12 protein-coding genes are annotated in these 13449 nt (G+C 65.0%); 11 read left to right on the forward strand and 1 reads right to left on the reverse strand.

From position 1 onward, the window contains the following. Positions 1 to 504: 504 nt before the first annotated feature. The 11 genes from NUV99_00730 to NUV99_00780 all read left to right on the forward strand — a co-directional run bounded on the left by NUV99_00730 (position 505) and on the right by NUV99_00780 (position 12578). Positions 505 to 2499 carry a sigma-54-dependent Fis family transcriptional regulator gene (locus NUV99_00730; GenBank protein MCR4418671.1) on the forward strand — a complete coding sequence of 665 codons (1995 nt, stop codon included), beginning with the start codon at positions 505 to 507 and terminating at the stop codon, positions 2497 to 2499. A 167-nt stretch (positions 2500 to 2666) separates the two neighbouring features. Beyond that, on the forward strand, positions 2667 to 4148 hold the full coding sequence (locus NUV99_00735) for a DUF2193 domain-containing protein (protein ID MCR4418672.1): 1482 nt from the start codon (positions 2667 to 2669) through the stop codon (positions 4146 to 4148). 162 nt (positions 4149 to 4310) lie between these two features. Further along, the gene (locus tag NUV99_00740; GenBank protein ID MCR4418673.1) at positions 4311 to 5060 is read left to right on the forward strand and encodes an aquaporin family protein; all 750 of its coding nucleotides are present in this window, start codon (positions 4311 to 4313) and stop codon (positions 5058 to 5060) included. A 98-nt stretch (positions 5061 to 5158) separates the two neighbouring features. Further along, on the forward strand, positions 5159 to 6178 hold the full coding sequence (locus NUV99_00745; GenBank protein ID MCR4418674.1) for a hypothetical protein: 1020 nt from the start codon (positions 5159 to 5161) through the stop codon (positions 6176 to 6178). Between the two features lie 4 nt (positions 6179 to 6182). Continuing rightward, entirely contained in the window at positions 6183 to 6722 is a 540-nt protein-coding gene (locus NUV99_00750; GenBank protein MCR4418675.1) for a flavoprotein, read from the forward strand. Positions 6723 to 6732: 10 nt separating this feature from the next. Beyond that, positions 6733 to 8103 (forward strand): DUF6513 domain-containing protein, encoded by a 1371-nt coding sequence (locus NUV99_00755; GenBank protein MCR4418676.1) that lies wholly within the window; start codon positions 6733 to 6735, stop codon positions 8101 to 8103. Beyond that, entirely contained in the window at positions 8100 to 8717 is a 618-nt protein-coding gene (locus NUV99_00760) for a DUF447 family protein (GenBank protein ID MCR4418677.1), read from the forward strand. Before NUV99_00755 ends, NUV99_00760 begins: the two co-directional genes overlap by 4 nt. Positions 8718 to 8751: 34 nt before the next feature. Beyond that, complete coding sequence (locus NUV99_00765; GenBank protein ID MCR4418678.1) at positions 8752 to 9606, forward strand: NADP-dependent methylenetetrahydromethanopterin/methylenetetrahydrofolate dehydrogenase; 855 nt, start codon at positions 8752 to 8754, stop codon at positions 9604 to 9606. Then, positions 9603 to 10865 carry an ATP-grasp domain-containing protein gene (locus NUV99_00770; GenBank protein ID MCR4418679.1) on the forward strand — a complete coding sequence of 421 codons (1263 nt, stop codon included), beginning with the start codon at positions 9603 to 9605 and terminating at the stop codon, positions 10863 to 10865. The genes NUV99_00765 and NUV99_00770 overlap by 4 nt, the downstream gene beginning before the upstream one ends. A 9-nt stretch (positions 10866 to 10874) precedes the next feature. After that, positions 10875 to 11816, forward strand: a complete 942-nt coding sequence (locus tag NUV99_00775; protein ID MCR4418680.1) for a triphosphoribosyl-dephospho-CoA synthase — start codon at positions 10875 to 10877, stop codon at positions 11814 to 11816. A 51-nt stretch (positions 11817 to 11867) separates the two neighbouring features. Continuing rightward, on the forward strand, positions 11868 to 12578 hold the full coding sequence (locus NUV99_00780) for a (5-formylfuran-3-yl)methyl phosphate synthase (protein MCR4418681.1): 711 nt from the start codon (positions 11868 to 11870) through the stop codon (positions 12576 to 12578). On the opposite strand, the gene NUV99_00785 is transcribed toward NUV99_00780, so the two are convergent. Further along, positions 12553 to 13365, reverse strand: a complete 813-nt coding sequence (locus tag NUV99_00785; protein MCR4418682.1) for a HisA/HisF-related TIM barrel protein — start codon at positions 13363 to 13365, stop codon at positions 12553 to 12555. The two genes, NUV99_00780 and NUV99_00785, sit on opposite strands and share 26 nt — an antisense overlap. Positions 13366 to 13449: the final 84 nt, after the last annotated feature.

Consider the following 13449-nt stretch of genomic DNA (forward strand, 5'->3'; position numbering starts at 1 on the left):
CGGTGCGGGCGGAGGCAGGAGTGCCATTGCCCTCACCTGCGTGACCCAAAACCCCCAACCCGGCGCCATATTGGGTATTGGACCCTCCTTCGGCCCGCGCTTTACGGAGTTCTTTATGGCTCATCCTGGCACATGTAGCGGAGCGCTACAGGAATCTCCCTCCACCTCGGCAGGCTACGGGCAGTCAACCTGACCGGCAGGCATACGCAACCGATGTGCCGTTTCGGGACACTACCGTGCTGCATGAAATTACCAGTCAGGGCACGGGCCTGGCATTGTTGTTGCTTCCTAGTTTGGACAAACCCACAAACGGCACCCGCATGGCCGGCCATGGGGGCCTAGGCAGTCCTCTTCGGAGGATTGGCTTTCTGACTACACTTATCCGGATTGCCCCGCGAACAGGGTCCTTTGTGCGTCACGGCATCTTCCGGGACAGCATCTTCATTAGGGCCGGTTACCGTCGGTGGGAGGACTCGGCTACTAGATTGGGGAGGGGTGGACCAGATGGGGCAGAACCGAGTAGAAAGGGTTTATCGTCTCTGGGAGGCCGTTGTTTTTCGGCGCGGCAGTCCCGACACGGCGGCCAGGTACGTGGACCCGGCCATTATTCAATCGTGGCAGCGGTGTCTGTCGAGGAACCTCAGTCCCGAGCGGCCGGTAGCCAAGCGGCTCGACGACGGCGAAATAAGAGCCCGACGAAAGCAGTACGCCAGGCTGATCGAGATTGCCCGGCTCTTTCTGGAGCGGCTCTACCACCTGGTTACGGGTTCCGGCTTTGTAGTGGTTCTGCTGGACCGGGAAGCCTGCATCCTCGAGCTCATGGGCGACGAAGAAATCCTCAATCGGGACTACTACTTTCGGGTGGGCGAATTCTGGGACGAAGAAAGCAAGGGAACCAACGCCATGGGCCTGGCCAAGGTGGAGCAGAAGCACGTGCAGGTGTACGCCACCGAGCACTACTGCCGGGCTAACCACTGGCTGACTTGCTCTGCCGCTCCCATCCGCAACGAGGACGGCGAGATGATCGGAATTCTCGACGTCTCCGGGGACTACCGGCGGGCTCACGCCCACACCCTGGGAATGGTGGTGGCGGCCGTTCAGGCCATCGAGAATCATCTGCGCTTGGAAGCGGCCGGTGCGGAGATCTCTCGTTCCTACAGCAATATTGCCGCCATAGTGGAGGCCATCTCCGACGGGCTGGTATCCTTTGACCACCACGGATCGGTGACCATGGTGAACCACGTGGCGGCCAGGATGCTGGGGGTCACCGTAGCCGATTGCCTGGGACAGCCGCTGGACAAGATGCTCAACCTGCCGACGGCGACCATTAGGAATATCATTGAGGGCCAGCAGGTGCTCACCGATCAAGAGATCTTCGTAGACACGGGGCGAGGCCCCATGTATTTCCTGATGTCCGGGCGGCCGATACTGGACGGAGAGCAGAAGGTGTGCGGGGGCGTGGTCACCCTGCGGCCCATGGGCAGCGTGCACAGGTTAATAACCAAGATGGTGGGCGCGAGTGCGCGTTTCACCTTCGAGGATATTCTGGGCAGCAGCCCGTCCATCCGCCGGGCCATCCAGGCAGCCAAGTCGGTGGCGCGCAGCACGTCGACCGTATTGCTGGAAGGGGAGAGTGGAACCGGCAAGGAGATGTTCGCCCAGGCCATTCACAACGCCAGCCCGGTGGCGGCGGGGCCGTTTGTGGCCATAAACTGTGGGGCAATTCCCCGGGAGCTGGTGGAGAGCGAGCTTTTCGGGTACGAGGAGGGGGCGTTTACCGGCGCCAGGCGCGGCGGTCGGCCGGGCAAGTTCGAGCTGGCCAACGGCGGGACGGTTTTCCTGGACGAGGTGGGCGACATGCCCTGGGAGACGCAGGCGGCCCTCCTGCGGGTGCTTCAGGAGAAACAGGTGGTACGGGTGGGTGGGTTAAAGCCAATCCCGGTGACCATCAGGGTGATCGCCGCGACCAATAGGGATCTAAAGAAGGAAGTGGAGAAAGGCAATTTTCGGGGCGATCTCTACTACCGGCTCAACGTGGTAAGCATCAGGGTGCCGCCGCTGCGCGAGCGCAGGGAAGACATCGCCCTTCTGGTTCAGCACTTCATCCAGAAGTTTTCCGCCCTCTTACGCATGCCGCCCAATGAGATAGACCCGGCGGTGCTGGACATATTCTACCTCTATTCCTGGCCGGGAAACGTTAGGGAGTTGTCCAACCTGATCGAGAGGGCGGTCAACCTGGCCCAGGGAAAGCCCATTGCCGTTGAGCATCTGCCCGACTACCTGCAGGCGATGCTCAAGGCCGGCGGGACGGCCAACCTGACGGTCCCCCACTTGCCGGAGGCGGCGTTTTATCGTCAGCAGCGCCAGCTGATAGTAGAAACGCTCGAGACGGTTGAGGGTAACATTGCCAAGTGTTCGCGCGTGCTGGGCATCAGCCGGAGCACCCTGTACCGAAAGCTCAAGAGATACGGGATCAGCGTGCCTCGAAAGATCATGTAGCACCTGTGTCAGGCAACAGGTGACACATGCTTCAGATTGGGCCACAGGCCGCGCACCTGCGGCACGCAGAAAGGGCCTGGCAGCTGCACTTCATCCCTAAGAGGGGCTGGCATGGTAGTTGCGTAGACAGACTTAGTTGAAAAGTCTTCCGGTGGGGGTGTTGAGCAGTGAGTGAAGCCCTTTATTCCAAGATGGCGGCCGAAGCCATGGCCGCACAAAAGGCGGACCTCGAGGTGATCAGGGAAAAGCGCGGTAGCCGTTTTCGCGTTACCGACGCCAAACCCTACGTGGACGCGGTCAACGGTATGCAGCCCGCCGAGGGGCAGAGTGCGGAAGTCTTCCGGCTCCATGTGGATTCGGTCAATGCCCACTACCAGATTCTCTGCCAGCTCACCGACACGGTGCGGCCAGAGGATGATCCCTTCGTAGAGCACTATCAGACGCCGGCGGTTCTGGAAATCCTCTACGCACTGGACCCGCCCTTCCGCAGGGCGGTAGAAGCCTTCATCAAAGCCATCGAGGATAACGAGGTGCTTATCGGCCGGGAGGCGGTCCGCCGCTACGGGGGCTTTTACGGCCCCACCTGCGTGGTGGACTTTGCCTTCTGCCCCGGCTCAACCCGCAACGTGGTGAATACGATCCTGAACGGTCTCGACATCGATAGGGCGTACAAGCAGGCCATCCTGTCGGCCAAGTCCTGGGGAATGAATACCTCCTACGGAATAGGGGCGGCTTTCGCCGCGGCGCTGGAAGCCGGGAAGACGGTTGCCGAAGCGGTAAGGGCAGAGATCGAGACCCTCAAGCTGGTCTACGATCGGCCGATCGAGGCCCAGGCCAAGCTCATGGCCGAGGCCGGCCATGCCTCGTTCGACGTGAAAGCCTACATGGAAAGGTATAAGGAGAGCATCAAGCCCGCGGTGGAGGCGGCGGTCAAGGCCGGAGTCCACTACGGCAACATCGTAACCGTACCCGCTTACTGTGTGGGAGATGTGGCCCACCACATCAGCCAGTCGATGTACAACATGGCCAAGGACGACGTAACCATGGCCATCATCGACGCGGTTTCCCGGGTTATGGAGGAAACCCTGAACCACGGCCTGCAGCAGGGCTACAAGAGCGCCTACGACGTTCTCAGCGTGGCCACCGGATCTACGGCGGCGGCCACCGCCTACATCCTGGAGAAAGACGGGTTTACCGTTCCCATGGTGGTCGATCTGCTGGTTAAGCGTTTCACCAACTACGTCCAGATGTACCCGAACCGGGGAGCGGCGGCGGAGCTGCATAACTGCGACTTCATGGACATGATCCTCCGGGGCGCCAAGATTCTGGAGCCCGCGCCCATAGGTTCGGGCGGCAAGGTGCGCGGCGTGGAGGTGCAGCTCGCTCCGGTGGACCAGAACGAGGTGCTGAGCAACCCGCAGCGGTACACCTATCCCGCTTGCGCCATAACCGTGAGGTTCTCTTCGCTGATGCGCCTGGCCGACTTCCCCTGCCTGCTCACCAGCGAGCCGGTGACCGCCACTCTGATGACCAACATCATCGCCCTGGAGCCGACAAAGCCCGGTTCGCCGGCGCGGGTGTGCAAGGACTGTGCGGTGTGCACGCTGGTCAAGCGTCACAACCACTGCAACTGGAAGGAAGCGGTGTAAGGAGAGGAACCCGAAGCAGAGGTGGAGACGGGCGAGGGAGCAAGGGACGGGCGGTCGGCGTCATGGCGGTGCGCAGCTGCGAACCGGGGTGGAGTGGCGCGCTGCCCGTCCTTCTTTTTTGGCTCCGGTCAGTTCTCACAAAGAAGGAGGAGCAGGATTGCCATGGCTTACTCCCTGGGAAAGAAGTTTCTGGCCGAACTCATCGGCACCTGGATGCTGGTGATCGTGGGGCCGGGAGCCGCCGCGGTGACGCTGATGTTGGCAGCGGGCGAGCAGAAGGCCTCCAGCTTTAACATCGGTATCGGGGCCCTCGGCGGGCTGGGAGACTGGTTTGCCGTCGGCATGGCCTTCGCCATCATTATCGCCGCCGCCATATACGTTTTCGGCCCGGTATCGGGGTGCCACATTAATCCCGCCGTGAGCATAGCGCTGTGGGCGGGCAAGAAGCTTCCGGCCAAAGAGCTGGTACCTTACCTGGTGGCTCAGTTTCTGGGTGCGGCGCTGGGCTCTCTCACCTTGCTGGGTCTGCTGGGGTACGAGGGCTCCACGGTAGGCGGGCTTGGCGCTCCCGCTCCCTTCCCGGGACTTACCGTTTTCCAGGCTTTCTGGGCCGAGACTTTCGGCACCTTTGTTCTCATGTTGACCATTATGGGCATCGCCGTGGATCGCAGGGCTCCGCAGGGCTGGGCCGGCCTCATCATCGGTCTCACCGTGGGCGGTCTGATCACCACCCTGGGCAACATTTCGGGTTGTGGCATCAATCCGGCCCGTACTTTCGGACCCTACCTGATCGACAGCCTGGTAGGGGGCCCCAACCTCTGGGCCAACTTCTGGGCTTATCTGGTGGGGCCCATTATCGGAGCCCTTTTGGCGGTCCTGGTTTATGAGGGTGTGGTGAAGCAGAAGGAGTAGCTGCGCCCGAGCTTGGCCCGGGGCGTTCCCGGGCCTTGACGGTGCCGGGGGGCGTCCTGCGCTCGAACGGGACGCCCCCTCACGGAGGGGAGACAGAGATGGGCGGGGTACGGGTACGCACGGGAGCCAGGTTGCACCTGGGCCAGCTTGACCTGTGCGGGAACCTCGGTCGGAGGTTCGGCAGCGTAGGGGTGGCCATCGAGCGCCCCGGTTGGGAGGTGGTGGTCGAACGAGGTTCGGGGCTTCGCGTGGAAGTATCGGGGGAGGTCGAGGAGAGTGCCGCCTCCCGGGCGGCGGCCCTGGTGCAGGAGTACCTGGATCATTACTCCCTGCCGGGGGCCCGCCTGCGCATTCTCAGCTCCATACCTGCCCACAGGGGGCTGGGGTCGGGAACCCAGCTGGCCCTGGCGGTGGGCGTAGCGGTTACCCGGCTGTACGGCCTCCGCCCTTCGGTTTGGGAACTGGCGCAGGTAACCGACCGGGAGGGGAGCCGATCCGGCATCGGGGTGGCGGCCTTTGCCCATGGCGGCCTGGTGGTTGATGGCGGTCTGCGGGTGCCTTCTCCCGGATCGCCTCCACGGCGTTCCCTTCCGCCGGTAACTGCCCGGATTCCGTTTCCCAGGAGCTGGGGAATTGTGGTGGGCCTGCCGCCCTCCGTCCGGGAAGTGGCCGGGGAAGAGGAGGCAGCAGCCTTCGCCGGGCTCGAACCCATGGACGAGGGGACTGCCGGGTATCTCGCCCGCCTGGTCTTGATGAAGCTTCTGCCGGCGGTGGTGGAGGAGGACCTGGTGGCCTTTGGAGAAGCGGTCACCGCCATGCAGAAGACGATCGGCGGGTACTTTGCTTCCGTCCAGGGAGGGGTATTCTCCACCGGGCTGGGGGCGGAGCTGGCGGAATTCTTCTTGCGGCACGGAGCGGCAGGGGTGGGCCAGAGTTCCTGGGGGCCGACGGTCTACGGGTTTGCTCCCCGCGGGAAGGTCGAGGACCTGGTGAGAAAGGCCCGGCTGGCTTTCGGTGCTCGCGTTCAGGTTTTCGGTGCGGCCGCCATGAACCGCGGCGCCCTGTGCGGTCCGGCCGAGGAGAACACCATGGCCCTTTACGGACGGGGGAAGAACTGAACCCATGAGCATTGCCTGGGGGATTACCGGCGCGGGACATTTTCTCCGGGAGTGCGCGGAGCTTCTCCGTTCGCTGAAGGAAGTGGACGTATTCGTTACCGAGGCAGGGTATCAGGTGCTCAGGAGTTACGGGCTCCTCCAGACGATCCAGGAGGCGGCGCGCCGGTTCTACCGGGACGATCGGAACGGTAACCGGGCGGTAGGCCGCCTGTACACCTCGATCTACCGCCTGGTGGTGATCGCCCCGGCCACCTCCAACTCGGTGGCCAAGATGGCCTGCGGGATATCCGATACGGTGGTCACCAACCTTTTCGCCCATGCGGGCAAGTGCCGGATACCGCTGGTAGTGCTTCCCACCGATACGACAGGGGAGGTAGTCTCCGAAGCTCCGGGCCGAAGGCGGGTGGTGGCTTTTCCCCGTCCGATAGATCTGGAAAACGCGGAGCGCCTTTCGTCCTGGCCGGGGGTGACGGTGGTCCGCAGTACTGAAGAACTCGGGGACCGGCTTCGGGCTTGGGTCAGGGATAGCGGTCGGGCCGGCTAGGGGGTGCAGGATGTACGTCTTCGTTACCGGAAAGCTGGCCGCCAGGGCGTTGGAGCGGGAAGTGGCCGGGATTCTTCCGCCCGGCGGCTATGAGATCAAGGTGCTGGACCGCCGGGTGGCGGCGCTGATGAGTACCGAATACATCGCCCGCTGCTTGGCCCGGAGTGTGTGGCCCGCCCGGCCCGAAGTTGTGGTCATACCGGGAAGGTGTGTGGGGCCCCTCGAGCCCATACAGGGGGCAACCGGCAGCCGGGTCCTCCGCGGCCCGGACGACCTGAAGGACCTTGCCGTCTTCTGGAGGCAAGAAATGGGCCTGGAGGGGAGAGATCCTCCCGGGGAGGATGCCCGGCCGCCCCGGAGACCCCAGATCCTGGCGGAAATCGTGGATGCCGCCGGGCTGGGCAGGGAGGAGATCCTCTGCCGGGCCCGTTATTACCGCGAAAGCGGCGCGGACATTATCGACCTCGGATGCTTTGCGGATAGGCCATTTCCCGGTCTGGGGAAGGTGATCCGGGCGCTCAAGGACGAAGGTTTCCGCGTGAGTGTGGACGGCTGCCGGTCTGAGGACCTCCTGGAAGCAAGTGAGGCGGGGGCGGACCTGCTCCTGAGCCTAAGCCTCCGCCACCTGCCCCTGATTCCCGAACTCTCCTGCCCGGCGGTGGTGATCCCCGAGGAGGAAGACGACCTGGCGTCCCTGTACCGGGTGATCGAGGCTATGGAGAGGTGGGGCAGGACCTACGTAATCGACCCCATACTCCAGCCGCCCGGGCTGGGGTTGGCCCGGTCCCTGGAGCGTTACCTGCGCCTGCGGCACGAGTTTCCGGACAAACCGTTCCTCATGGGGTTGGGAAACGTCACCGAACTGGTGGATGCAGACAGCATCGGGATCAACGCTTTGCTGGTGGGGATAGCCTCAGAACTGGAAATAGACTACGTCCTGACCACCGAGGTCAGCGCCCGGGCCGTGGGTGCGGTGCGGGAAGTAGCCCTTGCCCGCCGCCTCATGCACCGGGCACGGACTCTGGGCAGATTGCCCAAGCACGTGGACTACGGCCTTCTGGTGCTTAAGGAACCGCGGCGGGAGGTGTTCGGTGAGGAAGAGCTGACGGAGATGCAGGCCCTGGTAAGAGACCGCCACTATCGGATTTTTGTAGGGGCGGAAAGCATATACGTCTTCAACCGCTCCGTCTTCGTCCGCGGCCGCCGCGCCGAGGAGTTGTTCGAGGCGCTTGACGTGTCGGACCCCGGGCACGCGTTCTATCTCGGCCGGGAGCTGGAGAGGGCCGAGACCGCCCTTCGGCTGGGCAAGAAGTACGTTCAGGATTGCCCGCTGCGGTGGGGATACCTGGATGAGCGGGACGGCAGGGGGAGGAGTTCGTGATCCGGGAGACCATAGTGTCCAGCGCGGACGCGGCGGGAAACCCCAACTTTGCCCCGATGGGGGTGGTCGTGGAGGAGGCAGACATCGGGCGCGGGGCGGAAATAGGGCTCCGGGTGTACCGGGGGTCGCGAACCGGGGCCAACCTTCTGGAAGTGCGACAGGGGGTAGTCAATCTCGTCGACGACGTGCTGCTCTACGTAACCACGGCCCTCTTCGACGCCCTACCGGAATGGGAACCGTCGTTCGCGGTGCGTCCGCCGGGGATGAGAGGCGCGCCGGGGCGGTGGGAATTCGTTGTAGTGGCGGCGGAGGAGGAGGTGCGGCGGGGAGCAAGGGTTGACCGGGTTACCGGCCGGGTGGTCCACACTGTGGGCGGCCACGGCGGGTTCAAGGGCTTTTGCCGGGCCCAGTGGGCGGTGCTGGAGGCCACGATAGCCGCTACCCGGGTGGGTTATGTGGGACCGGAGGTTCTGGCCTGCTGGGACTACTGGCAGAGGCTGGTGGAAAGGACCGGCGGTCCCCGGGAGAAGACGGCCTTCCGCCTGGTACGTGACTATCTTGAGGCGCGGGGCCTCAGACCTCCGGTGCCGCCGGCGGGACGGGCGGGTTCGTGATCGGTGAAAGCTTCGGATCGGAGGTGAGGAGACCGTGAGACCGGTCCTGCTGCACCTTGACGTTGACCCCAAGCCTAGCGCGTTCGACCTCATCACCGCCTGTGACGCGGGGGCAGAGGTGGTCCTCCCGTACGGCGGCGTGACGCCCGGGGAAGTCGGCGCCCTGGTGTACGGGGCACTGTTCACCCGCAAGGTGTCCCACCTGCGGCATACGGCCATATTCGTTGGCGGTTCTAAAGTGGACGAGGCGGAGGAGGTCATGGGGCAGGTTCTCAAGACCTTCTTCGGACCTTTCCGGGTTTCGGTAATGTTCGACGCCAACGGCTGCAACACCACGGCTGCGGCGGCGGTCAGAAAGATGGCTTCGGCTCTGAAGCTGGAGGGCAGAAGGGTGCTGGTGTTGGCCGGAACCGGGCCGGTGGGGCTCAGGGCGGCGGCGTTGCTGGCTCGCGAAGGGGCCAGGGTCAGGCTCTCCTCCCGAAGCCCGGATAGAGCCCGGTCCGCGGCCGAAAAGCTTCGGGAGCAGCGAGGCCTGGAGGTGGAGCCCATCTGTGTCACCGGAGGGGAGGACCTGGAGGCAGCCCTGAACGGAGCAGAAGCAGTACTGGCCTGCGGCGCTGCCGGCGTCAGGCTGGTGCCCGGAGAGACCTGGGTTTCCCGGCCTGAACTCAAGGTGCTGGCAGATGTGAATGCGGTAGAGCCTTTAGGGATCGAAGGTATCAAGGCCACGGACGACGGTGAGGAACGGGAAGGCAAGATCGTGTTCGGCGCTCTGGCCATCGGCGGGCTGAAGATGAGGATTCACCATACCGCTTTGGGCAGGCTGTTCGAGGCCAACGACCAGGTTTTCGACCTGGAGGAGATCTACGAGCTCAGCGGGCACCTATGAAGAGCCAAGGCACGCTCCTTCTGGTGGGTACCAGTACCCGGGCGCTGGCCGAGTCGGCGGTCAGGTCGGGTTTTAGCGTAATGGGCTTCGACTTCTTCGCCGATATGGATCAGCAGGCTTTCTGCCCGGTGATTACCCCGGAGCGGCGAGGACGGAAGTTGACGGTGCCCGCCCTGCTCGAGCTGGCTCAGAACGAGATCCGGTCTGGCGCCGGCAAGGGCGGGGGTATAGGCGGCCTGGTCTTGGCTTCAGGGCCGGAAAACCACCCGGAGGCGCTGCGGTGGTTCTGGGAGAGAGGGCTGCTGCTGGGTAATTCCCCCGATACCCTGCAGCAGGTTAGGAATCCGTTTCGGCTGGCCGAGGCCGTCAGGGATACGGGCGTCCGCTTCCCGGAGACCTACCCCTGGGAGCAAGGGCCCCGGCTGCCGGGCGGAGCCAGGAGGTGGCTGGTGAAGCCGCTTCGGGGCGGCGGCGGTCGAGGGATCCGGCCGCTGCCGCCTGCGGGTCGGTCACGGTCCGGTGCGGTAATCGCCGGCGAGGGGACTTGCGTCATACAGGAATTCGTTCCCGGCCTGGCGTGTTCCGCCACCTTCGCGGCCGATGGGAAACGGGCGGTAGTGATCGGAGCCAGTCTCCAGCTCCTGGCCGGCCGGCCGGAAAGGCCGTTTGGCTACGGCGGCAACATCGTCCCCCTGATCCCTCCCGAAGCCCTAAGACCTCCCTTCTGGAGGGAGAGGCTGGTGGAGGCAACGCGGGCGCTGACGGCCCGGTTCGGCCTCAGAGGGCTGAATACGGTGGATTTCATCCTCAATGCGGAAGGCATTTGGATTCTTGAAGTAAACCCGAGGTGGTCCGGCTCGGTGGAGCTGTTCGAGCAATTGAGGGGAAAGCCGCTCTTCCCGCTGCACCTTTCCGCCTGCAGCGGCGAGGGTCTTGGCGACCGGGACGAAAGGGGCGGCGGGATGGGGTTGGCTTGGGGCCCTGACCTGGCCGGGTGCCCCGGGCCGGCCTGCCGGGGAAAGGCCATACTTTATGCGCCCTACGACTTTAAGGTGAGCCCGGAATGGCCCTGGGAGCAGCTGTACCGGTGGGGCATGCGGGATATCCCCCAGCCGGGGACCCCGGTGAAGGCGGGACGCCCGGTGTGCACGGTGCTGGCGGCCGGAGATTCTTGGGCTCACTGCCGGCGGCAGCTGGCCGCCAGGCTGGAGTGGGCGCTGCGGACGCTGGAAGGCAGGAGAATTCAGGCCGTGCGGTGAGGTTGGCGGATGCTGAGACGGGATATCGCGCTGGCGGCCCAGGCCGCCTGCTGTCTGGAGGTGGCCGCGCCCAAGGTAGGCAACGTGAACCGTCATCACGACTTTCCCGATTGCACCCTGGAGGACTTCCTTCTGAGCGCGGCGGCCATAGCCTGGGTGCTGGCAAAAATCGAGAGCTGCTCGGTGGGCCGGGCGGTCCTGGCGTGCGTGGAGGCCACGCGGGCCTGGGTGCCGGTCAACACCAATCTGGGAATCGTGCTCCTGTTCGCCCCTCTGGCGCGGGCCTGGGCAGAGTGGGCGCCGGGCGAAAGATGTGCCGACCCTTGCCGGATGGGCCTGGAAGTCCCGGAGTCCCTGCGCCGGACCCTGGCCCGGATCCTGACGGATTTGGGACGGGAAGACGCCGGCCACGTCTACCGGGCCATCCGGCTGGCCTCACCCGGGGGCCTGGGAAAGGCGGACACCCACGATGTTTCCCAGACCGAGCGGCCGGAGATTACCCTGCTCGAGGCCATGAAACTGGCGGCCGAGCGCGACCTGGTGGCGGGAGAGTACGCGAACGGCTTCGCCCTGACTCTGGATGAAGCGCTGCCTGCCCTGGACCGGGCCCTGAGACGGGGACTGCCGTTGCCGGAGGCGGTGGCAGACGCCCACGTCTATCTCTTGGCCCGCGCCGGCGATACCCTGATCGCCCGGAAGAAAGGACGGGAGGCCTCTGGCGAAGCGTCCCTCCGGGCCCGGGCAGTCGGCGCCGCCGGGGGCTGGGGGACGCCGGCCGGCCGGGAGCAGGCGGCCGAGCTGGATCGGTGGTTGAGGGGCGGCGGAGGCCTTGGCCTCCTCAATCCGGGGTCCACGGCGGATATCGTCACTGCCGCCCTCTTTCTGGCTTTTCTACTTCAGGGGCCCGGCTGGTGGAAGGAAGTACGGCCGGGAAGACGGGGGGTTGCCTAGGAGGTGAGAGGAAGGTTGCCTGAGACCTCCCGGTCCGAAAAGGCGTGGCCGTTGCTCCTGGTTAGCGTGGTTTCTGCCCGGGAGGCGCTGGAGGCCCTCCACGGCGGGGCCGACGTGATCGACGTGAAGAATCCGGCCGAGGGCCCTCTGGGCGCGCCGCAGCCCCGAACGGTGGGCGAGATAATGCAGGCGGTAGCCCGACGAAAACCGGTGAGCCTCGCCCTGGGCGAATATCCCGGCCGGCCCACCTCGGCCGCCTGGGCGGCCTTGGGTGCCGCCGGCTTCGCTCCGGCTTACTTGAAGATCGGCTTTCCCGGCTGGGTGGAAAAGGAGGAAATCGACCGCACCCTGAAGCTGGTGGTGCAGGCGGTGGCTGAACTCGGGGGCGAGACACTTCCCCGGGTAGTGGCCGTGGGGTACGCCGACACCACGGGCCGTAGCTGGCGCCCGGCCGACCTGCCGGGGCTGGCAAAGGAAGCCGGAGCCGCGGGTTGCCTCCTGGACACCTGGGATAAGACGGGCCCTCCTCTGCCTAGAGTGACGGCCACCGCCGAGCTGGAGGCCTTTGTGGGGACCTGCCGGGCGAACGGCCTCACCAGCGGGCTGGCGGGCAGGCTGGGCGAAGAAGAGGTGGTCGAACTGCTCGCCCTGTGCCCCACGGTCATCGGGATTCGGTCCGCCGCCTGCGTGGGCGACCGGGTAAACGGGTGCGTCACGGCGGAACGGGTCGGCAGGCTCAAGCGCCTCCTGCAGCCGAGTTGAAGGCGGCCAGGTCCTCCACGGTCAGCTTTCCCTGATGAAGCAGGGTGGCCACCAGGGCGCCGGCGGCTCCGGCCTCCTGTAGCCACCTCAGGTCCTCGAGGCACCGCACCCCGCCGCCGGCGAGAAGACCACCGCCCGGTAACGCCTCTGCTTCCAGGGTCCGGAGACAGAGGGAGACCAGGTCGCGGTTGATCCCCCGGCCGGTACCCACCCGGTCGATCTCCAGCAGGATTACCGAGGCAACGCCCAGGCGCGCAAGCAGGCGAAGGGCTTCGGTCGGCGTTAGGAGCTGGAGTTCCGGGGAGCGACTGAGGACCCGGCCCTGCAGGAGGTCGAGGCTTACCACGATCTTTTCCGGTCCCCAGACCCTGACCGCCTTTTCGAGCTCGCCGAGGTCTGCCAGGGTTTCCGTCCCCATGACCGCCTGGTGGATTCCCAGCGAGAAAAGGCAGGGCAGTTCGCGGTGGGAGGTTACGCCGGCATCTACCAGGCAGGTGATCGGCCGGTCTGTCAGGAGTTTCTGCAACAGCTTCAGGTTGGAGGTGGGACGCAGGGGACGGGTCGGCGAGGAACGGGATCCGGGTTGGATGGGGCCCAGAGCGTCCAGATCGGCCACGTAAAAACGGGAAAGACCGAGTCTTTGGCAGGCGTCCACCACTGCCTCCAGAGTGGGGGAACCGGCAATGGCGCTGCGTACAGGGCGGTACTGCCGCCGCTTTCCTCCCAGGCCGTGGACCACCACTCCGGACTTCAGGTCGATGGCCGGTATGATCTGAAAAGGCTTCATGGCTTCCTCCCGTTCGGACGATTCTCCCCTCGTTCTCTATGGTACAGGGAAACTGCCGGCCGGTCAAAGGACAGGTTCGGCCGG

The sequence above is a fragment of the Clostridia bacterium genome (genome assembly GCA_024653205.1).
Taxonomy (GTDB): domain Bacteria; phylum Bacillota; class DSM-521; order Neomoorellales; family SLTJ01; genus JANLFO01.